This window comes from Bacillus sp. AR8-1 (genome assembly GCF_008042345.1).
Lineage (GTDB): Bacteria > Bacillota > Bacilli > Bacillales > Bacillaceae_G > Bacillus_A > Bacillus_A cereus.
In genome coordinates, this window is sequence record NZ_QNUB01000008.1 from 176145 (window position 1) to 199658 (window position 23514).

The following is a 23514-nucleotide window of genomic DNA, read 5'->3' on the forward strand; positions in this document are numbered from 1 at the left end:
ATGTCCCACAATGCGATTATCTAACGATACACCCTATTCCCGTAAGAACAACATGCGTCCACTCCTTACCGTTTATGCCCGTAACCAGCTAGACCTACACACGCACGGAAGGGTTATGCGTTAAATGTGTAGCGCTAGTGTTTGCGGCGGTCTAGCTCCCCTTTTACGTTTTTATAGCGGTACGGCTTCCGCTTTTTGACTTACCGCAGCTGCCTAAAAAAGGCATTACTAAAGACAACTTGCACCCTCCGATTTTTTTCGATAGAATGAAGCTAGCGGCTGTCTAGTATTTAATTATTAGATAGCAAACAGTTTGTTTTGAGTCTCCAGTTGGCGCTGGGGACTTTTTATTTATCTCTATATTCCGTAGTCGTTCTTAGCGGCTACTTTTTCATATTGCTCTTTTACTGCCTCGTCGTTCAATCGGACATATCGCATAGTTGTAGTGATGTCTGCATGCCCCATAATTCGCATTAATGCATTAACACTTCCACCATTACGTAAGAAGTTCGTAGCAAAGGTATGGCGCAAGCTATGAGGCGATGGGCGGCATTCTTTTAAAAGCCCCGCTAACGTACCATAGCGATACATACGCTTACGCAGTAAATCATTATCTATTACTTTTCCTTCCTGCGTTAGAAAGACGTTTGTAACACCTTCAAAATACTCCCTACTCTCTTCTATAAGCATTCGTAACTCTTCCGCTACCTTTTTCGTCATAGGTATAGCCCTCGTTTTACGATTCTTATTCTTAGCGCCCGCTAACATAATCGTAAGGTTATCAAAATCTATATCGTTAACCTCTAACTGGTTTACTTCATTCACACGTAACCCGCAGTGCAACATAAGCAGCATGGCGCAGTAATCCCTATATCCTGCGTAGGTTGTTTTATCTACCACACGAAAGATTCGCTTTACCTGATTGTGATTTAGCGTAAAAATCGGCGCCTCATCGGTACGCAACTTTACAAAGTCTACAGCAGGATTTTCTTTAATATAGCCCCGTTCATGTAGTCGTTTAAAAACTGACTTCAATGCTGATATACGGATATTTACGGTAGCGGGCGCTAACTCTCGATTAAGCAGCTTATTAATATACATTTGCACATGCGCCGCTGTAATAATCTCGACTTTCTCGATATTTAACTCCCGCATAAAATATCGAAAGAACTTACTGTAATCATCTATAGTACGTTTCCTAAAACCTTCCGCTTGAAATGCCTGTATAACAATTGTTATTGCTGCTTCTGTATTTAGCTCTTCCGCAGTACCAATGGAATCAACTACTTCTCTTCGCCTTTTTATCACTCGTTTATTTTTCAACATAAAAAAGAGCCCCCTATCTGAAACGAATTTCAGACGGAAGCTCTCCGCATATACACTATCATTATCTTCATTTAGTTACACGTAGCATCTTCTTACTATGCGACAATAATTCGCCAATGCCTTCGTAGGACGTTTGCGGTTTGTTCCCGCTCAAGTTAAGCGTTAAAAACTCCGACAAACACCTTTATACCGCACCCTAAAGCAGATTTGGTTTCCTTTGTCATATAAGACGTGGTACCGGAAACCACCGCTCTATCCGACTGAGCTATGGGCGCATGATTATAGAAAACACTTCATTTTCTTCTCATAATAATAGCAATAAAATCCATCTAAATCAATAAAAATATCCCCGTAATACCTTATGCATCTTAGCTAAAAGCATATAAAATCTATTCCACCCCTAAATTTTCCAATCATAAATTCACCCCAACTCACAAATTATAATCTTTGAATTGATATTCCAAAGGGGGCTTCATTCAATGACTGTTATTACAAAATTAAAGCAAACTGTTTCTGGATTAAAAAGTGCACAAGCTAGCTTAGAGGGATTCGCTCTTGATACGGATAACCAACAAGCTAAGCAACTTTTCCAAACAGCTGCGCAGCAAACACAAACGATTATCGATTCTTTAAACCCACGCGTTGAAGAAGTCCAACAAGAAGAACCACAATACTCACAGCAATAACGAATCAGTCTTGCTGTGAAATAGAAAAAGGATGATATGCAGTCATCCTTTTTCTATCACATTACATATTGCAATAGAAATGGAATGATAATTATGCGAAAACTCGGCCTCATAACCGCATTATTTGCACTTCTATTTAGCTCTTTTACCGGATGTGATAATAGTCCTTTAGATAAAAAAGTGAAAGAAGAAGCAAAACGAACGGAGAAAGAAAAAGGTCCAAAGTTAACAAAGACGAGTACGGAATCCTTTAATCAATCTATATCACAAGGAGCGAAGAAAAGAGCTCTCGCTATGGATGAAATTATAAAAAGCACAGCAGTGAATTCAAATTTAGATCTCTATATAGCAGTTACACCTGAGCATCACGAAAGGTTTGGATTAAAGCCGCTGCGCAGCAAACTTCAAAAGCAACTAAGTGATGAGCACCCTACTTTCGATGTTCGTGTCAGTACAGATAAAAAAATCTTTATGTTACTCGAAAAACTCGAAAGAAAAATTAAGGAGAAAGAAGTATCTAAAGATGAAATTAATAAACAATTAAAATTCATTGGTAAAAAAATGGAGTCTAACACTTAACGCTTTTTAAAAGAAAAGGAAGGATTGCAATGTCTAGTAAAGATAAAAACTTAACCCCTGTACAACAGGAGTATAAAAAATTCGAACAAGAACGCGAACCGAAACGACCTGTCTTAAAAAATTGTATAAAAGCCTTTTTCGTCGGTGGTTTTATTTGCTTCATCGGACAACTCATTTCTACTTTTTACATCACATATTTTGATTTCACTGAACGCTCAGCAGGCAATCCAACAGTCGCAACTCTCATTTTCATCTCCATGTTACTAACTGGATTTGGTATATACGATCGTTTTGGACAGTTTGCCGGTGCTGGTACAGCTGTACCTGTTACTGGATTTGGTAACTCTGTTATTGCCGCATGTATTGAGCATCGAACGGAAGGATTTGTCCTTGGCGTTGGCGGCAATATGTTTAAACTAGCTGGTTCTGTTATTTTATTTGGTGTATTTTCCGCTTTCGTCATCGCACTTATTAAAACTATTCTCGTTCAATGGGGAGGGCTATAAATGTTACAAGGACACCGAACGTGGGTATTTGAAAACAAACCAGTCATTATCTCAACAGGGGTTGTCGGTGGACCATTTGAAGCAAAGGGGAACATCCCAGAAGACTTCGATATCCTTCATGAAGATTTATGGCTCGGACAAGATTCCTATGAAAAAGCACATAAGATTTTATTCGAAGAAGCTTGTAGTCGCGCTACTGAAAAAGCAGAGCTTCGTAAAGATGATATTCAATTCGTACTCGCAGGAGATTTAATTAATCAAATTACTCCAACAAGCTTTGCTTGCCGCACACTTGGGACTCCTTATCTCGGATTATTCGGGGCTTGCTCTACTTCTATGGAAGGTTTAGCACTTGGGGCAAGTATCGTAAATGCAAAAGGTGCAAAATATTTATTAACTGGAGCTTCAAGCCATAATACAGCTGTAGAAAAACAGTTCCGCTACCCTACCGAATACGGTGGACAAAAGCCACCTACTGCACAGTGGACAGTAACCGGAGCAGGAGCTGCTATTTTAAGCGATACTGGACACGGTCCAAGAGTAACCTCTGCAACAATCGGCCGAGTGGTTGATATGGGGTTAACGGATCCGTTTAATATGGGAGGCGCAATGGCTCCAGCTGCAGTTGATACAATTGAAGCCCATTTACGTGAACGTCAAATTGATGCCTCTTACTACGATTTAATCGTAACAGGCGACCTTGGACATGTAGGACGCGAAATTGCTTATGACTTACTACATAAACACGGAACGAAAGTAACGAGCCAACAATTTCAAGATTGCGGAATTATCATTTATAGAGAAGGACAACCTGTCATAGCTGGTGCTAGCGGACCTGGATGTTCCGCAACAGTCGTGTACGGTCATTTATTAAACCGAATGAAAAGAGGAGAGTTCAAAAAAATACTTGTCGTTGCGACAGGCGCTTTACTATCTCCACTTACATTCCAACAAGAAGAAACGATTCCGTGTATCGCTCACGCCGTTTCGATTGAATTTGGAGGTGCAACGCAATGATTTTCTTCTGGGCTTTCGTCATTGGCGGACTCATATGCGTAATCGGACAACTTATGTTTGATGTCGGCAAGTTAACACCAGCTCATACAATGGCAACACTCGTTGTTGCTGGAGCTATATTAGATGGATTTAATTTGTATGAGCCATTAATTGATTTCGCTGGAGCCGGGGCAACTGTACCTATTACAAGCTTTGGTAATGCCCTCGTTCATGGTGCAATGGAAGAAGCTGCAAAACATGGCATCGTTGGCGTTATTACCGGCATGTTTAAAGTAACGAGCGCCGGTGTATCAGCGGCTATTATTTTCGGCTTCATTGGAGCATTGTTATTCAAACCGAAAGGATAAGAGGTGTTTATATGACTGTTATCGCTAGCGTAAAAACTTGCCTTGCTAGTGTAAGGGGCGCTCAAGCAAGTTTAAGCTCCCTTTCATTAAATTCACAAGACGAAGAATCAAAACGCGTATTTCATGAATGTATGTTAGAAATGGACAGCGTCATCACTGATTTAAAGGATAGAATTTCAGTATTAGAACGTGAAGAACCTCAATATAAAGGGTTTTAAGTAGACTGGAGGAAACGACTATGTCTCACCTGCCGGAATGGACACTTGTCATTCTTCGCTCTGTATTCATATTAATTATTTTATTCGCTATTACGAAATGGTTAGGCAAAAGACAAATCTCTCAGCTTTCCTTTTTTGAATACATAGCCGGAATGACGATTGGTGACATCGCTGCCCAAGTATCTACAGGGCTCGATTCAAAATTTTTTCACGGCGTCTTTGCGATACTCATTTTCGCTGTGGTACCTTTTTTAACAGGAATCCTCTCTTTAAAGAACAAAACAGCTCGGGACTTCTTTGAAGGGAAATCTACCGTATTAATAAAAGATGGAAAGATACTCGAAGATAACTTAAAGAAAGAAAAATATACGAGTGACGAATTACTGGAACTTCTCCGTGGAAAAAGTGCGTTCAGCGTAGCTGAAGTCGAATTTGCTGTCTTAGAACCGAGCGGAGAATTAAATGTATTATTAAAGAAAGATTCCCAGCCACTTACAGCAAAAGATATCGGTTTAAAAGTACCAAACGAGAAAGAACCACAAACTGTTATTATGGATGGAAATGTACTAGATGAACCTCTTTCAGCAAGCGGACATAACCGCGCTTGGCTACATTCAGAATTAGAAAAACTCGGTGTTGTTATTGAAAATGTCTTTCTCGGTCAAGTGGATTCATATGGACAACTTACTATCGACATTTACAATGACAAACTCCAAATGCCTTCTCCTCAAAACAAACCTTTATTATTAGCATCTTTAAAAAAATGTCATGCTGATCTTGAACTATTTTCCCTAGAAACAAAGTCGAAATCAGCAAGCGAAATGTATAGTAAAAACGCGAAACAAATCGAAAAGATTTTAAATAAAGTAACCTATCTTTTAAAAGACTAATTATCGAAAGAACGCTTCAGTTAAAAGGCGTTCTTTTCTTTTTTCTCCAGTTTTCATAACGTTTAAATTTATGTAATTCGGTTATGATGTTGAAGATACATAAGCAGGGAATTTCGAAAACATAGCGAATATTTCATGATACAACTACATATTTTTTTGATTTAAAGTGGTTTCGTTTGACCTTTATTGACCATAATTGTATTATAAGACTAAGAAAGCTTTATAAGGAGGAAATAACAGATGAATTTAATTCCTACAGTAATTGAACAAACAAATCGTGGAGAACGCGCTTACGATATTTACTCTCGACTACTAAAAGACCGCATCATTATGCTTGGTAGTGCAATTGATGACAACGTAGCTAACTCAATCGTTTCCCAGCTTTTATTCTTGGAATCTCAAGATCCAGAAAAAGATATTCACATCTACATCAACAGCCCTGGTGGTTCTATCACAGCAGGTATGGCAATCTATGATACAATGCAGTTTATTAAACCACAAGTATCAACAATCTGTATCGGTATGGCTGCATCTATGGGTGCATTCTTACTTGCAGCAGGTGAAAAAGGAAAACGTTATGCACTTCCAAACAGTGAAGTAATGATTCACCAACCACTTGGTGGAGCACAAGGTCAAGCGACTGAAATCGAAATCGCTGCAAAACGTATCCTATTCTTACGTGAAAAACTAAACCAAATTCTTGCTGACCGCACTGGTCAACCACTTGAAGTACTACAACGCGACACAGACCGCGACAACTTCATGACAGCAGAAAAAGCTTTAGAATACGGTTTAATCGATAAGATTTTTACAAATCGTTAATACTTAAAAGCGAAAGTGGCTCGTTTAGAATCGCAAGGCGATGGAGCCCCTGATTCCGAGGCGCTTTTTGCCTCGAATGAAGGGGCGAAACAACCGGAGATTCTAGCCGCTGGAGCTAGATATAACTAAAAGTGGAAGCGCCCTATAATTGGGCGCTTCTTTTATATATTGTTCCCCGCTCACATACCCCATCCAGTATCCCTCTAAATATATCAACGATTTTTCAATTATATCGAACAAAACTCAAATTATATCAACGATTTTTTTAATATATCAACGGTTCGACACAACATATCGATTTACCGACAATCTCCGACAAGGACAAACCAGCTAAATACCCCTCCCAGCTAATCCGCACAAACAACAAAACAAAAAAACTATCGCATATACGCGATAGCTCTTTATTGTACATATGCAGCTAATGCTTCTAAAGCCTCTTCTGCATCTGAACCTTCTGTTGTAATTGTTATCATGCTTCCAGTTCCAATTGCTAAGCTCATAATCCCCATTATGCTCTTTGCATTTACTGTCTTTCCATCTTTCTCAATAAAGATATCTGCATGAAAGCGATTTGCCTCTTGTACAAACAACGCAGCCGGACGTGCTTGTAAACCGTTTTTTAATGAAACCTGAACTCGTTTTTGAACCACAGCTCCATTTCCCCTTTAACCTCTTATTTTTTTGCTACCGTTTCCCCCGCGCGTAATTTCTCTGCAATTTCATCGATTTTACGCAAACGATGATTAATACCCGATTTACTAATTTTCCCCCCGGATACCATCTCACCTAACTCTTTCAATGTTACATCTTGATAATCTCTTCGTAGTTGCGCAATCTCTTGTAGTTTATCTGGCAATATATCAAGACCAACCGTCTCATCAATATAGCGGATATTTTCAATCTGCCTTAGCGCTGCACCAATTGTTTTATTTAAATTAGCTGTTTCGCAGTTCACTAAACGATTTACGGAATTACGCATATCACGTACGATTCGAATATCTTCAAACCTTAAAAGTGCATTATGAGCACCAATAATATTTAAAAATTCCGTAATTTTCTCCGCTTCTTTCAAATACGTAATGTACCCTTTTCTTCTTTCCAACGTCTTACTATTTAAATCAAATCCGTTCATCAGTTCACATATAGCATCATTATGTTCCTTATATAACGAAAAGATCTCTAAATGATAAGATGATGTTTCTGGGTTATTTACTGAACCACCTGCTAAAAATGCACCGCGTAAATACGATCGTTTACAACACTTCTTCTCAATCAATTCTTGTGATATATTTCGAATAAATGAAAAGTCATCTCGAACGATATGAAGATCGGCTAATATTTCGCGAGACTTTTCAACAAGCCTTACGATATATACATTATTTTTCTTCAATCGCATTTTTTTACGAACAAGTAATTCTACCGTCACATCATATCCTTTTTTCAAAAGCGTATAAATCCTTCTTGCAATTGCCGCATTTTCTGTTTGAATATCGATAGATAGACGACGGTTTGAAAAAGAAAGCGATCCGTTCATTCGAAGTAACGCCGATAATTCTGCTTTCTCACAGCATTCTTTCACTTCAAGATTCGTCAGCTCTTTCTTTGTTTCTGATGCAAATGACACAGTCAACACCTCCTTATACGATTATTATGGAACAAAATTCTTGTCCTATATGAATGAGGAGCGCCACCTCAAACGAGGCAACGCACATTTATAACAATGAATATAAAATCGAAGCTAACTTTAACGTATCATGCCTTACAACACGATCATCATACTTCGCTAATCCCTCTTGAATAACATCAATATTATTTTCAGCAAAACGTTCTTCATCCACTACAACTGGTGTAGACATTTCTTCCTCATATAACTTACGTAATTCACAAGGAATCTCACGGTTATTTACAATTGCAGTATTAATAAATGGTTGCCCTAAATGATCGTGTAACGCCTGCACATGATCAAAAGCAGTATATCCCATCGTTTCACCCGCTTGTGTCATAACGTTACATACATATACCTTCTTCGCCTTTGCAGCAAGAACAGCGTCCCCAATTTTGTTAACAACTAAGTTGGGTAATATACTCGTATACAAACTTCCTGGGCCGAAAACAAGTAAATCAGCTCGTTTAATCTCAGCCAACGTTTCATGCAATGGCTCTACATCTTCTGGAGTTAAAAAGACACGATTAATCTTCTTTCCGTAATAAGGAATCTTTGATTCACCTGTTACAATTTCCCCATCTTCAAGTTCCGCATGAAGTACCGCACTTTGATTCGCTGCTGGTAATACACGTCCTCTGACATTTAATACTTTACTTGTTTCCGTAATTGCATGGAAAAAGTCTCCTGTAATCGAGGTCATACCTGCCAACAATAGATTTCCTAACGCATGACCTTTCAGTCCGTCTCCTGTTGTGAAACGGTGCTGAAATAAAGCTTCCACCAGTGGCTCTACATCCGATAACGCAACAAGTACGTTACGGATGTCACCTGGAGGTGGAATTTCTAGCTCATCACGTAATCGACCCGAACTGCCACCATCATCAGCGATTGTAACAACTGCTGTAATATCAACAGGATATTGCTTTAATCCTCTTAATAAAACAGAGAGTCCAGTTCCGCCTCCCATGATGACAATTTTAGGCTTTCTCTCTTTTTTCATCCCTTAATGGCCCTTTCTCTTCTCCACATCACGATGAGATACATGAACACTATACTCTGGTTTCAAATGTTTCCCAAGGTATTCTGTAAGCGTAACAGAACGATGCTGTCCACCTGTACATCCAATTGCAATTACAAGTTGACTTTTGCCTTCTCTTTTATAATGAGGCAGCATGAAAGTAATCAGATCCGTCAACTTCTCTAAAAACTTATGTGTCTCATTAAATTTCAGTACATACGAAGAAACTTCTTCATCTAGTCCTGTTAATGGCTTCATATGTGGAATGTAATATGGATTTGGTAAAAAACGAACATCAAATACTAAATCTGCATCAATTGGAATACCGTACTTAAATCCAAATGACATAACATTTACACGAAATGCTTGCTCAGTTTCTGTTGAGAACAAGTGAACAATTTTTTCACGTAATTCTTTCGGTTTTAAATCCGATGTATCAAGCACAATATTTGCTCGTGCCTTCATATCTGTTAATAAATTGCGCTCTGCTTCGATTCCCTTTAACGGCAAACCAGTTGGTGCAAGTGGATGCGAACGTCTCGTTTCTTTATAACGAGTTACAAGCGTACTATCTTTCGCATCTAAAAATAAAATATGAGGAATAATCCATGTACGTTCTGATAAATCATCAAGTGCTCCCCATAAATGCTCGAAAAACTCGCGGCCACGTAAATCAATACCAAGTGCCACTTTATTCATTTTCCCTTTTGAATCCGCCATAAGCTCAATAAACTTTGGCAATAACATCGGTGGTAAATTATCTACACAAAAATATCCTAAATCTTCAAAACTTTGTAAAGCTACTGTTTTTCCAGCTCCAGACATCCCTGTAATAATTACCATTTTTATATCATTATTCTCTGTCATCGTATCCTCTCCTTGACGGTTTAACTCGGATCTAATCGATATGAAAGCAACTCAAAATCTGGGGTATATACAAATGTACCGTAGATTATGCCATTTCCTTTAATTAAATAATCAATAATGTGATAATCTCCTGGCGCCATTGCTAAATCATCAATTTTATCAAATGTATGCCAACCAATGATGCCTTCTTCGCTCTCTAGTTTGTTTTCTCCTGCAAAATCTGTCGCTAAAAAGGAGAACATCATCCATTCAGAAACAACTTTATCACCTTCTTGGATGACAAAGGTGAAGACCCCCTTTAACGCTGGGTTTTTCAAATAAATACCTGTTTCTTCGCGATATTCGCGAACAACGGAATCTCTTACAGTCTCACCACGCTCCATTTTCCCGCCTGGTGCAACCCACCAATTTCGGCGAGGTTTTTGGAGTAAGAGTACTTCATTATCTCTAATTAACACACAGTTTGTCACTCTTTGCATGTTTCTTCACCTCAGCTACTTGCAGTAAAATTTCTCACTGCATACTTCTTTCATTATACTATCAAAAACAGTTTGCTACAACGAAGGAGCCAGTCCTCTTTCGCTAAGCATACGCTACTCAACAATTTTAAAAAAGCTTTCCATAACAAGCAATGTAAATGCTTAGACTTTTAATGAATAGCATGAAAAATCCCCTTAACGATTTTTATCGCCAAGGGGATTAAAGCCCTTATTTCTTACCGAAATAAGTAACAATCGCAAATCCTAAAATAAAGGTAATAATTGAACTTATAATTGAAAATCCACCAGTTGGAATACCAGGGAACACAATTACAATCGAACCGATAACTAGTCCAATAATTGCCGCAAATGTCATACTTTTATAACGATCTAATAAAAAACTAATGCCTTTACTACTTACAACAAATCCAACCATAACACCAGCACCGATAACCACGATTAAAGGTAAGTTAAGTGTAGTTAAAGCGTTAATTGCTGTTGGATACACACCAATAATTAATAAAATAAACGATCCACTAATCCCAGGAAGTAGCATAGCCATACTAGCCATCCATCCTGCGAAAAATAAACCAATTGCATTTAAAATTGTTAACGTCGTAATTGGATCTGCTGCCTTATCTGGTTTAAAGAAAGCTGTGATCGCAACAAGAATTGCTGCAACTATTAATAAAACAATGTGCTTACCTTTAAACGACGACTTTGCATCAGCTTCTCTCATTAACATCGGTAATATACTAATAATTAAACCGAGGAAGAAAAATTGAGTCGGTTCATAATGATTTGCAAGTAAATATTTAATAACATGACTTAACGTTAAAAACGCTGCTGCCACACCAGCTGCAAGTGGAATTAAAAACCCTAAATGTTTTTTCCATTCACGACTAAAGAATCCACTAATTGCCGCAAGCAATTGTTCATAAATCCCTAACACAACAGCGATTGTACCGCCGCTCACACCAGGAATTAAATCACTAACGCCCATACAAAATCCACGATATATATTACGCCATTCCATACTGAATAAATTCCTCATTTCTTATAGTGATTTTTTCCGTAAAGTCCAGTATATCAATAAGAAAGCTTATAATCCTTATATTTTTTGACAATACTTTGACATTTCCACACAAAAAAAGAAGAAAGCTCCTGTCGGTAGCTTTCTTCTCACAAGGTATATTATCCCTTATTTTTCTGATACAGTTTTTAATTCCTCTAATAATTCTTCTACGTAATGTTGTGCACTTTGTGCTGCAATACTACCGTCACCTGTTGCAGTTACAATTTGACGAAGCATTTTTTCACGAACATCACCAGCTGCGAAAATACCAGGGATTTTAGTTTCCATACGTTCGTTCGTTTCAAGGTAACCATTTTCATTTGTAATACCTAGTTCAACAAATGGTTTTGATAATGGTAACATACCGATGTATACGAATACGCCGTCAGTTTTGACTTCTTTCTCTTCTCCACTGTTTACGTCTACAAGTGTTACACTTCCTACTTTACCGCTTGCTTCGTTAATTTCTTTTATAGTGTGGTTCCAAATGAAATCTACTTTTTCGTTTTGGAAAGCACGGTCTTGTAAAATTTTCTGTGCACGAAGCGTGTCACGACGGTGAACGATCGTTACTTTTGATGCGAAGCGTGTTAAGAACACACCCTCTTCAACAGCAGAATCTCCACCGCCAATTACGATAAGTTCTTTTCCTTTAAAGAATGCCCCATCACATACTGCACAATATGATACACCACGGCCGCCAAGTTCTGTTTCACCCGGTACACCAATTTTTTTATACTCTGCACCGCTTGCAACGATAATTGCACGTGCTTTATATTCTTTTTTACCAGCAATAATTGTTTTGTATTCTTTACCATCGATGACTTCTTTCACATCACCGTATGCATATTCAGCACCAAATTTCTTCGCATGCTCGAACATTTTATTTGATAAGTCTGGTCCTAAAATAGACTCATAACCTGGGTAGTTTTCTACATCTTCCGTGTTTGCCATTTGGCCACCTGGAATACCACGCTCAAGCATTAATGTGCTTAAATTTGCACGAGATGTATATACTGCAGCTGTCATACCAGCTGGTCCTGCACCAATAATAACGACATCATAAATTTTTTCTTCTGACACACTATTCACTCCTATCCATTCCTACACAATTAAGTTACCCTCATTATACTGTTAGCATCATTTTTTTCCCAATGATTTGCTTATCTTATGTGTGCGTACGCTTAACAGCTTGCACATACTTTCGAACAGTCGCTACAGATACATTATATACATCTCCAAGCTCCGACTGTGTCATTTTATTTCCTTGTTCGCCGCGTACAATGTATTCAATCGCAGCTGACCAGCCGTACACATTTGTAAATATGTCTCCAGATGTATATAAACGTATGAACGTACAAAACCAAAAGTGTAAACACTCTTCAATTAATTCATCATCTTTTTTCGTATAATTGTATAAGGCATCCGCGATTCTCGCGCACTGCTCAAATTGTTGTAAATCAGCTGGAATACTCTTATGACTATTAAGTAAAAAGAAGTACTTTGCAAGTTGCGATACGATGGGAACACCGTTCTTCGCTTGCGTTATATCAAAGAAGAATCCAACCTTCTCCGGCGTTGACAATTCATTCATTAAATATAAAGCTAGCATTTGTTCTTCTAGCGTCGCACTTTGCTGAAATGATTTTCGTAATTCTTCAAATAACACGTTTTGTCCTTCATCTGCTAAATTCAGCGCATTCCACGGTTCTTTTCCCTTTTTATCAGGATGCAATTCCACGACATGTTGCCACATTTTTTCAGCTAGTTGCTGATCTTTCACCATATACGCAGAATATGCAAACCAATAATAAAAACTAACGTCTCCTTCGTATCCTTGACGCTTTAATAGTTTGAACCATTTATATGCATGCTCGAAATAACCAATTGTTGCAAGTGTAGTTCCCAGTTTCAAACGATGTTCAAATGAAATCGGATATACCGAAACTAGCTGTCCCGCTAACGCTTCTACTTGTTTATGCTCTCCAATTGAATATAGAAAAATAAGCGTATTACAAAGCGCATGTATATTACCAGGATTTTTCTCTAAAATCATTTCTGTTAACTTCAGTGCTTTGTCTACATTACCCGATTGAAAATGTGCAATGGCTAAATTATTATGACCTGACCAAAATTCCGGATAATCTTTCGTAACAATTTCTAATGTAGCAATTGCTTCTTCCAATTGTCCATTACGAATATAACGATTCGCTTCTTCCTGCATAACAATTAAATCATCTTCATCTTCAATCTCTTCCGCACCCATTGCTTCTTCTTCCATAATCTCAAGAAGTTCTAATGTATCTTCTACGAATTCCTTCTCTTTTGCAACTTCTAAATAACGATCCGCATATTTCTTCGCCTGTTGAAATAACCCCATATATGCATAATTATTTGCAATAAAATAATAGCACTGTTCAAGTTCTGGATTAGATCTAACTAACTTTAAGAAGATTTGGTTCGACTCTTGATATTCACCAGCCTCAGATAATACTGTTGCTAATTGACATAAAATAAACGGCTCCTTCTCACTTTGTGCCGCTCTTCGAAAATATTTAATTGCATCTTGCAATTTTTGCCCTTTGTAAGCTCTCATCCCTTTTTTATAAAAGAAGTCCGCTAATTGATTAAAAGAGATAACTTGTCCGTTCTCCTTATATATCCTTTGATTTTTCCCCATATATCCTCCAGTTTTTTGTTTTCTTCGCTCACACATTCTTCTATCTATAAGTATAAACGATTCCGTAAAAAACAAAACAGTATATTATACTCAATTATTTCCTTTTTATTCATAAAAAAAGAGGAGAAATGTTACATTTTCACCATGAACCTTCTCTTGCGGTCATTTGCTCTTTCGTATAAATAATACGCATTGGATTTCCACCTACGAAAGCACCGCTCGGTACATCTCTATGAACAAGTGTGCCAGCTGAGACAGTCGCACCGTCTCCAATTTTCACACCTGGTAATATTGTTACATTCGCTCCAATCATCACTTCATTTCCAATGACGATTTCCCCAAGTCGATATTCACGAATTAAATATTCATGCGCTAAAAGCGTTGTATTATAGCCAATAATCGAATTCTCTCCCACAGTTATCTTTTCCGGGAACATAATATCCGGCATTACCATAAGCGCAAATGATGTTTTCTTTCCTACTTTCATCCGTAAAAAAGTACGGTACAACCAATTCTTCACAGATAAAAATGGCGTGTAACGCGCAATTTGGATAATAATAAAGTTTTTCATTACCTTCCAAAAAGACACTGTTTTATACACATTCCATAATGAATTTTCTCCTGAAACAGGATAGCGCGTTGTCCGTCGCACTTAGCTCGCTCCTCTACTAACTTACTTGGACCTTTATGAACGTTTCATATTAGACAAAATCGGTAGCAAATCACTCATTTTATCTAGCATAAAGTCCGGCTTGTAAGCTTCTAAATACGCTCTACCTTTCAACGTCCATGAAACCGCAGCTGTTTTCGTCCCCGCATTTTGACCACCGACAATATCATGATGATTATCTCCAACCATCAATGCCTCTTCTGGTTTTGCATCTAATAATTCAAGCGCTTTTTGAAGTGGCTCTGGATGTGGTTTCACATGCTCTACATCATCAATTGTCACGACAACATCAAAAAATTCATCAAGCTTTGACAACTGTAATCCCATCTCAACGGTTTGTCTCGCTTTCGTTGTAACAATACCAACTTTATAACCTTGCTTCTTCAACTCTCGAACTGTTTCATATACAGTTTCATATTCTTCTACTAATTCATCATGATGATCATGGTTAAATTCGCGATAACTTGTAATCATCTCTTCAACCTTACTTTCATCAATCTTACTGAAAGTATCATGCAAAGATGGACCGATAAATGGCAACACATCTTCACGCTTATATTGATTTGGATAATACGTATTTAAAGTATGTAAAAAAGAAGAAATAATAAGTTCGTTTGTATTAATTAAAGTTCCATCTAAATCAAATAACACTGTATTTATTCTCATTGCCTTAGTCCTTTCGCCTTCCTGAATATGAAAGAAGCAGCATCTTATAATAAGATGCTACTTTTCTCTAATTTTCCGAATATCTTTTATCAGCTTGCCCCATTTTTCGTCTCACAATAATGAAAATAATAGAAATAACAACAAGTCCAATTGACATTACTTGTGCAATACGAAGTGGTCCTAGCATTAAACTATCTGTACGTAAGCCTTCTACGAAGAAGCGTCCTACTGAATACCAAATTAAATATGTGAAGAATAATTCCCCGCGGCGTAAATTCACTTTTCTTAATGCAAGTAGTAAAATTACACCTGCAAAATTCCATAATGATTCATATAAAAACGTCGGATGATAGTACACACCCTCAATATACATTTGATTAATAATGAAATCTGGTAAATGAAGACCTTCTAAAAACTGTCTCGTTACTTCATCACCATGCGCCTCTTGGTTCATAAAGTTTCCCCATCGGCCAATTGCTTGTCCTAATAAAATACTTGGTGCAGCAATATCCGCCAACTTCCAGAATGAAACCCCGCGTCGCTTTGCAAAAAGAATCCCTGTAATAACCGCTCCGATTAAACCACCATGAATCGCCAAGCCACCTTGACGAATATTAATAATTTGACTCGGGTTTTGCGCGTAATATTCCCATTCAAAAATAACATAGTACATTCTCGCAAATAGAATAGCGATCGGTACTGCAATTAATACAAGGTCAACAAATGTATCTTTTGGAATACCTAGCCTTTCTCCCTCGCGAGTTGCTAGCCAAAGACCTAATAGCACCCCTGTACCGATAATAATCCCGTACCAATAAACAGGAAACGGCCCAAGTTGGACAGCTACGCGGTCAAGCTGCGGTACAGAACCTAACAGCATATGTATGACCTCCCTCTCCAATGTTTACTCCTGATTCCCTAACTCAATCGCACTCATTAATCGTTCTGAGAACTGCTGTGCTGCATTGACTCCCATACGCTTTAAACGGAAGTTCATCGCTGCTACTTCAATAATAACAGCCAAGTTTCGACCAGGACGAACTGGAAGTGTAATCTTCGTAAGTTCTGTATCAATAATTTTCATCTTCTCTTCATCAAGACCTAAGCGATCATAGTTTTTCTTTTGATCCCAAATTTCAAGATTAATAACAAGTGTAATACGCTTATAATTTCGCACTGCCCCTGCACCGAATAACGTCATAACGTTAATGATACCTAGACCACGAATTTCTAATAAATGCTCAATTAAATCTGGTGAGCTTCCTACTAATGTGTCTTCATCTTCTTGGCGAATTTCTACACTATCATCCGCAACAAGGCGGTGACCACGCTTCACAAGTTCAAGAGCTGTCTCACTTTTACCAACACCACTTTGACCTGTAATTAAAACACCAACACCGTAAATATCTACTAATACACCATGAACAGCAGTTGTTGGTGCTAGCTTACCTTCTAAATAATTAGTTAAACGACTTGATAATCTCGTTGTCGTTTGAGAAGAACGTAATAAAGGCATGCCTGATTCACGTGATGCTTGTAATAACTCATTTGGTACATCTTGATTACGAGTTATAATAATACATGGCGTCTCCTCGGTACAAAGCGCTTTCATTCTCTCTTGTTTTTGCTCTGTTGTTAACGTATCAAAGAACGTGAGCTCCGTTTTTCCAAGAAGCTGCACGCGATCAGCTGGATAATATGTAAAGAATCCTGCCATTTCAATTCCAGGTCGTGATAAATCACTTGTATCAATCGGACGATGAATTCCTTCCTCACCACTTATTAACTCCAATTGAAATTGTTCAATTAAATCTTTTGTCCTTACTTTTGGCATATGTATAAACCTCCACTCCGCTGCGGGTTCAGTCTCGTTTGATGTAAAATTCCATTCTACCGGATATTGTACCATTTTTTTCTGGAAACAAGAAATACGGTTTCTAATAAATAGAAAAAAACATTTCATACGAATAATGAAATGTTTTTCTTTTTGTCATTTTCTCTTTTTTTCATATAGAGGTTCCACAATTGCCTTCTCAATAATCATATTAAAAATTGAAATACAAATTGCCGCAACAATCGCTACACCAAATCCTGATATATTAAAAGCATCTCCTAATAATGAATCTGCTATTTTTAACGTAATCGCATTAATAACAATTAAGAAGAAGCCGAAAGTTACAACAGTAATTGGTAGCGTAATTAAAATTAAAAACGGCTTTACGAACACATTTAAAACCGCCAATATAATACTCGCAATAATTGCAGTTTGTATATTTGCTACGTAAAATGCATCTGGTGCAATCCCTTTTAAAAGCCCCGATACAGCGATTAACACAACGCTATTTACAAGAAGTGATACAATCCATCTCATTTCGTTACACATCCTTTTAAACATATATATTTCATCATACGCTAATAGATAATAAACGCAAGTATGATACAAACACTTATATCAACTTATTCTATCTTTCATGCTTGTATACCTACTAACATACTTACCAGTTTTTCCTCGTAAAATAAAAACCGAGCGTCATTTCCACTCGGTTTTCATCAATAAACTTATTGCGATAACTCTACTTCTTTTATTTTCTCTTTCATTCTTGCTTTATCACGATTTAAAATCTCTTTTAAATACTTACCAGTGTACGAGCGCTCTTCTTTTACTACTTGCTCTGGCGTTCCCGAAGCGACGATTTGTCCACCTTTGTCCCCGCCTTCTGGTCCAAGATCAACAATATAATCAGCTGTTTTAATCACATCTAAATTATGTTCAATTACAAGTACCGTCTCACCACTCTCAACAAGACGTTGCAGCACTTCTAGAAGACGTGCAATATCATGCGCATGCAACCCAGTCGTTGGCTCATCTAAAATATATAACGTACGACCTGTAGAACGACGATGTAATTCAGAAGCTAATTTCACACGCTGTGCTTCCCCACCAGATAATGTTGTTGCTGGTTGACCTAATTTCATATAACCAAGCCCAACATCTACAAGCGTTTGAAGTTTACGCTTAATTTTAGGAATATTGGCGAAGAATTCTACTCCATCTTCAATTGTCATCCCTAACACTTCAGAAATATTCTTATCTTTATATTTCACTTCTAACGTTTCACGATTATATCGTTTACCGTGACAAACTTCACACGGAACATACACATCTGGTAAGAAATGCATTTCGATTTTAATAATTCCATCACCACGGCACGCTTCACAACGGCCACCTTTTACGTTAAAGCTGAAACGTCCTTTTTGATATCCGCGCACTTTAGCTTCGTTCGTTTGTGCAAACACATCACGAATATCATCGAATACACCTGTGTACGTCGCTGGATTAGAACGTGGTGTACGACCAATTGGCGATTGATCAATATCAATTACTTTATCTAAATGTTCAAGACCTTTAATCTCTTTATGAGTACCTGGCTTCGCTTTCGCTTTATATAACTTTTGCGCTAACGATTTATATAGTACTTCATTAATCATCGTACTTTTACCTGATCCAGATACACCTGTTACCGCTACAAACGTACCGAGTGGGAATGACATTTTTGCATTCTTTAAGTTATTCTCTTTTGCGCCGACAATCTCCACTTTACGTCCGTCACCTTTACGTCTTTCAAGTGGAACTGGAATAAACTCTTTACCGCTTAAATATTTTCCTGTTAACGAATTATCATCTTGCATCACTTCAGCTGGTGTCCCTGCCGATACAACTTGCCCACCGTGAATACCTGCACCTGGTCCGATATCAAGTAAATAATCAGCAGCCATCATCGTATCTTCATCATGCTCAACAACGATTAATGTATTACCTAAATCGCGCATTTCTTGCAATGTACGAATAAGACGATCGTTATCGCGCTGGTGTAAACCAATTGAAGGCTCATCAAGAATATAAAGTACGCCAGTTAGACGAGAACCAATTTGCGTCGCTAAGCGAATACGCTGCGCCTCACCACCTGATAACGTACCAGCCGCACGACTTAGCGTTAAATAATCTAAACCAACGTTCACTAAGAATCCAACGCGCTCCTGAATTTCTCTTAAAATTAAATGAGCTATTTTTTGTTGCTTCTCCGTTAGCTCTACATTCGAGAAAAATTCTTGTACTTCTTGAACTGAATACTTCGTTACGTCAGCAATCGTTTTATCACCAACAAAAACAGCTAAGCTTTCAGGCTTTAAGCGGCCGCCTTTACACTTCGGACAAGCTTGTTCTGCCATATACTTTTCCATTTGCTCACGAATGTAATCAGAACTCGTTTCACGATAACGACGTTCAATGTTTGGAATAACACCTTCAAATAAAATCTCATTTTCCTTTACTTGACCGAATTCATTTACATAGCGGAAATAAACCTTCTCTTCCCCGCTTCCGTACAACACTTTATCAAATAAATCTTTCGGTATATCTTTCACAGGCATATCCATATCAACGCCGTAGTGATTACATACAGATTGTAAAAGTTGTGGATAGTATTGTGAACTTGTCGGTTCCCAAGGTGCAATCGCATGTTCATTTAATGATAAATCCCAGTTCGGGATAACAAGCTCTAAATCTACCTCTAGCTTTGAACCAAGTCCATCACAAGAAGGACACGCTCCGAACGGACTGTTGAATGAGAACATACGCGGCTCTAATTCTCCGATTGAAAAACCACAATGCGGACAAGCATGATGTTCACTAAATAGAAGTTCCTCTTCTCCCATTACATCGATTAACACTCGGCCTCCGCCAAGCTTTAATGCACTTTCAAGTGAATCAGCAAGACGGCTTGCGATTCCTTCTTTTACAACAATACGGTCAATTACAACTTCAATAGAATGCTTCTTATTTTTATCTAACGTAATCTCTTCAGACACATCAAGCATTTCACCATCAACACGTACACGAACATATCCTTGCTTCTTAATATCTTCAAGTACTTTCACATGTGCACCTTTACGCCCAGAAACGATAGGAGCTAACACTTGTAATTTCGTACGTTCAGGATATTCAAGAACACGGTCTACCATCTGCTCTACTGTTTGTGATGTAATTTCAATCCCATGATTTGGACAAATTGGCGTACCAATTCGCGCAAATAATAAACGTAAATAATCATAAATCTCCGTTACCGTTCCGACAGTTGAACGTGGATTACGACTCGTCGTTTTTTGATCGATTGAAATCGCTGGTGACAATCCTTCAATCGTATCTACATCCGGCTTATCCATTTGTCCTAAAAACTGGCGCGCATACGCAGATAACGATTCTACGTATCTGCGCTGCCCTTCTGCATAAATCGTATCAAATGCTAATGATGATTTCCCCGAACCAGACAATCCCGTTACAACGACAAGCTGATTTCTCGGAATGGTTACATCAATATTTTTTAAGTTATGTGCTCTAGCACCTTTTACAACGATAAAATCCTTGCTCTTACTCACTCTTTTCACCCTTCCGCTTTTAATTCTAATAGTAAATCTCTTAGTTCAGCTGCACGCTCGAAGTCTAACGCTTTTGCTGCTTCTTTCATCTCTGCTTCCATCTTCGCAATTGTCTTTTCACGCTCTTTTTTCGTCATTTTCTTAGCAGGAGTTGCTTCGTATGTTTCTGTCTCTTCAGCAGTTGTCGTTGCACGGATTACATCACGTACGCCTTTTTGAATCGTTTTCGGCGTAATACCATGCTCTTTATTGTAGGCTTCTTGTATAGTACGACGACGCTGCGTTTCTTCAATTGCAATTCCCATGGATCTTGTTATACGATCTGCGTACATAATAACGCGGCCGTTTTCATTACGCGCGGCACGACCAATTGTTTGAATTAATGAGCGCTCTGAACGTAAGAACCCTTCCTTATCAGCATCTAAAATCGCTACAAGTGATACTTCTGGAATATCTAATCCTTCTCGTAATAAGTTAATACCGACAAGTACATCAAACTTACCAAGGCGAAGGTCACGAATAATTTCAATACGTTCTAACGTTTTAATTTCAGAATGAAGATAGTTCACTTTAATTCCTACATCTTTTAAGTAGTCCGTTAAATCCTCTGACATTTTCTTCGTTAAAGTCGTAATTAATACACGTTCATTTTTTGCAATACGATCTTGAATCTCTCCTAATAAATCGTCAATTTGCCCTTCAATAGGTCGTATATCGATTGGTGGATCTAAAAGCCCTGTTGGACGAATAATTTGTTCTATTACTTCTGGTGACTGCTCTAACTCGTACGGTCCTGGCGTCGCCGAAACGTAAATAACTTGATTTGTTTTCTCCTCAAACTCATCAAACATGAGCGGTCTATTATCTAAAGCTGACGGCAGACGGAATCCATGATCCACAAGCACTTGCTTACGTGCTTGGTCCCCGTTATACATCGCTCTTACTTGTGGCACTGATACATGCGACTCATCCATAACAATTAAGAAATCTTCCGGGAAATAGTCCAATAACGTATACGGTGTTGCACCCGCTGGACGAAGTGTTAAATGACGGGAATAGTTTTCAATACCTGAACAAAAGCCCATCTCGCGCATCATTTCTAAATCATAACGTGTACGTTGCTCTATACGCTGTGCTTCTAGCAACTTACCGTTATCATTTAAATCCTTTAAACGCTCTTCTAATTCTTTTTCAATATTTTCAATAGCGACCTTCATTTTCTCTTCACGTGTAACGAAGTGAGATGCTGGGAAGATTGCTACATGATCACGTTCTGCTAATACTTCACCTGTTAACGCATTTACTTCACGAATACGATCAATTTCATCGCCGAAAAATTCAATTCGAATACAATGCTCATCAAGTGATGCTGGGAAGATTTCAACTACATCTCCGCGCACACGGAATGTACCACGCTTGAAATCAATATCATTACGTCCATACTGTACATCAACAAGTTCACGAAGCAATTGATTGCGGTCCTTCTCCATACCAACTCGAAGTGATACAACTAACTCGCGATATTCTTCAGGAGAACCTAAACCATATATACACGATACACTCGCAACGATAATTACATCGTCCCGTTCAAATAATGCAGACGTTGCCGAGTGACGCAATTTATCAATTTCATCATTAATCTGCGCGTCCTTTTCAATAAACGTATCTGTTTGTGGTACATACGCTTCCGGCTGATAATAATCGTAATAACTAACAAAATATTCAACTGCATTATTCGGGAAAAAGTCTTTCAACTCACTATATAACTGTCCTGCTAACGTTTTATTGTGAGCCATAACAAGTGTTGGCTTTTGCACTTCTTTAATGACATTTGAAATCGTAAATGTCTTACCCGTTCCTGTCGCTCCAAGCAACACTTGCTTTTTCTTTCCACTATTAATTCCCTCTACAAGCTTCTCTATAGCTACCGGCTGATCACCTTGCGGGGAATACGCTGATATAATTTCAAATTGATGTTCCAAGTAAAATCCGACCTCCTCATAAAAATCTGTATTATTATTTTACCACGAATGCCTATAAAAAACCTAAAAAAACGAACAGATATTCGGTAAAGTTTTCGACAATATACACATAGAAAAAGGAAGGAGTAAATACTTCCTTCCTCTACTAATTCTATTTTTTAGGTTCATATACTAAGTCATATCCATTGCGCCCAGCTTCATTCATACAATCTATTAACCGATAAGTACTTTCTGATTCGCGCTGCTCTTTAACAATACTTTTACAACTATCTTTATGTAACCCTTTATCCTTCCCAGCAAATTTGTCTTTTCTATTATCTGAAACATAAAATATATCGTTCCCACTATACTCTAACGTTTGAAAAATCGGGTCCCCTTCAAGGGTATACTGTACAATTCTTATTTTATCAACTTCCCTTTGTTCGACATTCAAAACGAAATTTTCAAATTTATCTAGATTGGAAATCCTGGTTCCCTTTACAATGACATCGTTCTTCTTATCAATTGTAGTGTTAGATGATGAGCATGCTACTAAACTAAAGAGAAATAGACATATAAAGCTGGTTCTTTTTTCTATTGTCATC

At 38.0% G+C, this 23514-nt stretch carries 25 protein-coding genes; 8 read left to right on the forward strand and 17 right to left on the reverse strand.

Translation table 11 applies throughout. The annotated features are described in order from the left end of the window. Nucleotides 1-357 precede the first annotated feature (357 nt). Entirely contained in the window at nucleotides 358-1326 is a 969-nt protein-coding gene (locus tag DN400_RS04615; protein ID WP_098204727.1) for a tyrosine-type recombinase/integrase, read from the reverse strand. Nucleotides 1327-1805: 479 nt separating this feature from the next. Between DN400_RS04615 and DN400_RS04620 the strand changes: the two genes are divergently transcribed. The 8 genes from DN400_RS04620 (at nucleotide 1806) to clpP (ending at nucleotide 6391) form a co-directional block, all read left to right on the forward strand. Then, nucleotides 1806-2012, forward strand: coding sequence for a DUF1657 domain-containing protein (locus tag DN400_RS04620; RefSeq protein WP_000216166.1), 207 nt, complete (start codon nucleotides 1806-1808; stop codon nucleotides 2010-2012). Between the two features lie 93 nt (nucleotides 2013-2105). Further along, nucleotides 2106-2591 carry a YhcN/YlaJ family sporulation lipoprotein gene (locus DN400_RS04625; protein ID WP_001228546.1) on the forward strand — a complete coding sequence of 162 codons (486 nt, stop codon included), beginning with the start codon at nucleotides 2106-2108 and terminating at the stop codon, nucleotides 2589-2591. 29 nt (nucleotides 2592-2620) lie between these two features. Beyond that, the gene (spoVAC, locus tag DN400_RS04630; RefSeq protein ID WP_000095399.1) at nucleotides 2621-3097 is read left to right on the forward strand and encodes a stage V sporulation protein AC; all 477 of its coding nucleotides are present in this window, start codon (nucleotides 2621-2623) and stop codon (nucleotides 3095-3097) included. Continuing rightward, entirely contained in the window at nucleotides 3098-4114 is a 1017-nt protein-coding gene (gene spoVAD / locus DN400_RS04635) for a stage V sporulation protein AD (protein ID WP_016513221.1), read from the forward strand. It abuts the gene before it with no gap. After that, nucleotides 4111-4461 carry a stage V sporulation protein AE gene (gene spoVAE / locus DN400_RS04640; protein WP_000575919.1) on the forward strand — a complete coding sequence of 117 codons (351 nt, stop codon included), beginning with the start codon at nucleotides 4111-4113 and terminating at the stop codon, nucleotides 4459-4461. The genes spoVAD and spoVAE overlap by 4 nt, the downstream gene beginning before the upstream one ends. Nucleotides 4462-4472: 11 nt before the next feature. Continuing rightward, nucleotides 4473-4679 carry a DUF1657 domain-containing protein gene (locus DN400_RS04645; RefSeq protein WP_016513222.1) on the forward strand — a complete coding sequence of 69 codons (207 nt, stop codon included), beginning with the start codon at nucleotides 4473-4475 and terminating at the stop codon, nucleotides 4677-4679. 20 nt (nucleotides 4680-4699) lie between these two features. Then, complete coding sequence (locus DN400_RS04650) at nucleotides 4700-5569, forward strand: DUF421 domain-containing protein (RefSeq protein WP_000018924.1); 870 nt, start codon at nucleotides 4700-4702, stop codon at nucleotides 5567-5569. Nucleotides 5570-5809: 240 nt separating this feature from the next. Continuing rightward, entirely contained in the window at nucleotides 5810-6391 is a 582-nt protein-coding gene (clpP, locus tag DN400_RS04655) for an ATP-dependent Clp endopeptidase proteolytic subunit ClpP (protein ID WP_001049162.1), read from the forward strand. 401 nt (nucleotides 6392-6792) lie between these two features. Here the strand turns inward: clpP and DN400_RS04660 are convergent, their stop codons facing one another. The 16 genes from DN400_RS04660 to DN400_RS04735 all read right to left on the reverse strand — a co-directional run bounded on the left by DN400_RS04660 (nucleotide 6793) and on the right by DN400_RS04735 (nucleotide 23513). Next, the gene (locus tag DN400_RS04660; protein ID WP_000250307.1) at nucleotides 6793-7041 is read right to left on the reverse strand and encodes an HPr family phosphocarrier protein; all 249 of its coding nucleotides are present in this window, start codon (nucleotides 7039-7041) and stop codon (nucleotides 6793-6795) included. A 23-nt stretch (nucleotides 7042-7064) separates the two neighbouring features. Next, nucleotides 7065-8015 carry a DNA-binding protein WhiA gene (gene whiA / locus DN400_RS04665; RefSeq protein ID WP_000006566.1) on the reverse strand — a complete coding sequence of 317 codons (951 nt, stop codon included), beginning with the start codon at nucleotides 8013-8015 and terminating at the stop codon, nucleotides 7065-7067. A gap of 88 nt (nucleotides 8016-8103) precedes the next feature. Next, nucleotides 8104-9057: a gluconeogenesis factor YvcK family protein gene (locus DN400_RS04670; protein ID WP_000712187.1), complete on the reverse strand. Its 954-nt coding sequence runs from the start codon at nucleotides 9055-9057 to the stop codon at nucleotides 8104-8106. Nucleotides 9058-9060: 3 nt separating this feature from the next. Continuing rightward, nucleotides 9061-9942, reverse strand: a complete 882-nt coding sequence (gene rapZ, locus DN400_RS04675) for an RNase adapter RapZ (protein ID WP_000138459.1) — start codon at nucleotides 9940-9942, stop codon at nucleotides 9061-9063. Between the two features lie 20 nt (nucleotides 9943-9962). Then, the gene (locus DN400_RS04680; protein WP_001190080.1) at nucleotides 9963-10421 is read right to left on the reverse strand and encodes an NUDIX hydrolase; all 459 of its coding nucleotides are present in this window, start codon (nucleotides 10419-10421) and stop codon (nucleotides 9963-9965) included. A gap of 229 nt (nucleotides 10422-10650) precedes the next feature. Then, entirely contained in the window at nucleotides 10651-11457 is an 807-nt protein-coding gene (locus DN400_RS04685) for a DUF368 domain-containing protein (RefSeq protein ID WP_000455196.1), read from the reverse strand. A 165-nt stretch (nucleotides 11458-11622) separates the two neighbouring features. After that, nucleotides 11623-12579, reverse strand: coding sequence for a thioredoxin-disulfide reductase (gene trxB, locus DN400_RS04690; protein ID WP_001288078.1), 957 nt, complete (start codon nucleotides 12577-12579; stop codon nucleotides 11623-11625). Nucleotides 12580-12664: 85 nt separating this feature from the next. Continuing rightward, nucleotides 12665-14176 carry a tetratricopeptide repeat protein gene (locus DN400_RS04695; RefSeq protein ID WP_000517723.1) on the reverse strand — a complete coding sequence of 504 codons (1512 nt, stop codon included), beginning with the start codon at nucleotides 14174-14176 and terminating at the stop codon, nucleotides 12665-12667. Between the two features lie 139 nt (nucleotides 14177-14315). Then, nucleotides 14316-14828 (reverse strand): acyltransferase, encoded by a 513-nt coding sequence (locus DN400_RS04700; RefSeq protein ID WP_001255070.1) that lies wholly within the window; start codon nucleotides 14826-14828, stop codon nucleotides 14316-14318. 33 nt (nucleotides 14829-14861) lie between these two features. Continuing rightward, the gene (ppaX, locus tag DN400_RS04705; protein WP_050822169.1) at nucleotides 14862-15512 is read right to left on the reverse strand and encodes a pyrophosphatase PpaX; all 651 of its coding nucleotides are present in this window, start codon (nucleotides 15510-15512) and stop codon (nucleotides 14862-14864) included. A 67-nt stretch (nucleotides 15513-15579) separates the two neighbouring features. Continuing rightward, complete coding sequence (lgt, locus tag DN400_RS04710; protein WP_000924240.1) at nucleotides 15580-16392, reverse strand: prolipoprotein diacylglyceryl transferase; 813 nt, start codon at nucleotides 16390-16392, stop codon at nucleotides 15580-15582. 24 nt (nucleotides 16393-16416) lie between these two features. After that, nucleotides 16417-17346, reverse strand: coding sequence for an HPr(Ser) kinase/phosphatase (gene hprK / locus DN400_RS04715; protein WP_065229553.1), 930 nt, complete (start codon nucleotides 17344-17346; stop codon nucleotides 16417-16419). A gap of 156 nt (nucleotides 17347-17502) precedes the next feature. After that, complete coding sequence (locus tag DN400_RS04720) at nucleotides 17503-17883, reverse strand: phage holin family protein (RefSeq protein ID WP_001267308.1); 381 nt, start codon at nucleotides 17881-17883, stop codon at nucleotides 17503-17505. A gap of 188 nt (nucleotides 17884-18071) precedes the next feature. After that, nucleotides 18072-20948, reverse strand: a complete 2877-nt coding sequence (gene uvrA, locus DN400_RS04725) for an excinuclease ABC subunit UvrA (protein WP_000045587.1) — start codon at nucleotides 20946-20948, stop codon at nucleotides 18072-18074. A gap of 5 nt (nucleotides 20949-20953) precedes the next feature. After that, the gene (uvrB, locus tag DN400_RS04730) at nucleotides 20954-22930 is read right to left on the reverse strand and encodes an excinuclease ABC subunit B (RefSeq protein ID WP_000400987.1); all 1977 of its coding nucleotides are present in this window, start codon (nucleotides 22928-22930) and stop codon (nucleotides 20954-20956) included. 151 nt (nucleotides 22931-23081) lie between these two features. Beyond that, nucleotides 23082-23513: a DUF4362 domain-containing protein gene (locus DN400_RS04735; protein ID WP_065229554.1), complete on the reverse strand. Its 432-nt coding sequence runs from the start codon at nucleotides 23511-23513 to the stop codon at nucleotides 23082-23084. Nucleotide 23514: the final 1 nt, after the last annotated feature.

Excerpts from the sequence above, each read along its gene's own strand:
- DN400_RS04615 (WP_098204727.1), bottom strand. The coding sequence starts at position 1,326 with ATGTTGAAAAATAAACGAGTGATAAAAAGGCGAAGAGAAGTAGTTGAT.
- DN400_RS04620 (WP_000216166.1), top strand. The coding sequence starts at position 1,806 with ATGACTGTTATTACAAAATTAAAGCAAACTGTTTCTGGATTAAAAAGT.
- DN400_RS04625 (WP_001228546.1), top strand. The coding sequence starts at position 2,106 with ATGCGAAAACTCGGCCTCATAACCGCATTATTTGCACTTCTATTTAGC.
- spoVAC (WP_000095399.1), top strand. The coding sequence starts at position 2,621 with ATGTCTAGTAAAGATAAAAACTTAACCCCTGTACAACAGGAGTATAAA.
- spoVAD (WP_016513221.1), top strand. The coding sequence starts at position 3,098 with ATGTTACAAGGACACCGAACGTGGGTATTTGAAAACAAACCAGTCATT.
- spoVAE (WP_000575919.1), top strand. The coding sequence starts at position 4,111 with ATGATTTTCTTCTGGGCTTTCGTCATTGGCGGACTCATATGCGTAATC.
- DN400_RS04645 (WP_016513222.1), top strand. The coding sequence starts at position 4,473 with ATGACTGTTATCGCTAGCGTAAAAACTTGCCTTGCTAGTGTAAGGGGC.
- DN400_RS04650 (WP_000018924.1), top strand. The coding sequence starts at position 4,700 with ATGTCTCACCTGCCGGAATGGACACTTGTCATTCTTCGCTCTGTATTC.
- clpP (WP_001049162.1), top strand. The coding sequence starts at position 5,810 with ATGAATTTAATTCCTACAGTAATTGAACAAACAAATCGTGGAGAACGC.
- DN400_RS04670 (WP_000712187.1), bottom strand. The coding sequence starts at position 9,057 with ATGAAAAAAGAGAGAAAGCCTAAAATTGTCATCATGGGAGGCGGAACT.
- rapZ (WP_000138459.1), bottom strand. The coding sequence starts at position 9,942 with ATGACAGAGAATAATGATATAAAAATGGTAATTATTACAGGGATGTCT.
- DN400_RS04680 (WP_001190080.1), bottom strand. The coding sequence starts at position 10,421 with ATGCAAAGAGTGACAAACTGTGTGTTAATTAGAGATAATGAAGTACTC.
- DN400_RS04685 (WP_000455196.1), bottom strand. The coding sequence starts at position 11,457 with ATGGAATGGCGTAATATATATCGTGGATTTTGTATGGGCGTTAGTGAT.
- DN400_RS04695 (WP_000517723.1), bottom strand. The coding sequence starts at position 14,176 with ATGGGGAAAAATCAAAGGATATATAAGGAGAACGGACAAGTTATCTCT.
- ppaX (WP_050822169.1), bottom strand. The coding sequence starts at position 15,512 with ATGAGAATAAATACAGTGTTATTTGATTTAGATGGAACTTTAATTAAT.
- lgt (WP_000924240.1), bottom strand. The coding sequence starts at position 16,392 with ATGCTGTTAGGTTCTGTACCGCAGCTTGACCGCGTAGCTGTCCAACTT.
- hprK (WP_065229553.1), bottom strand. The coding sequence starts at position 17,346 with ATGCCAAAAGTAAGGACAAAAGATTTAATTGAACAATTTCAATTGGAG.
- DN400_RS04720 (WP_001267308.1), bottom strand. The coding sequence starts at position 17,883 with ATGAGATGGATTGTATCACTTCTTGTAAATAGCGTTGTGTTAATCGCT.
- DN400_RS04735 (WP_065229554.1), bottom strand. The coding sequence starts at position 23,513 with ATGACAATAGAAAAAAGAACCAGCTTTATATGTCTATTTCTCTTTAGT.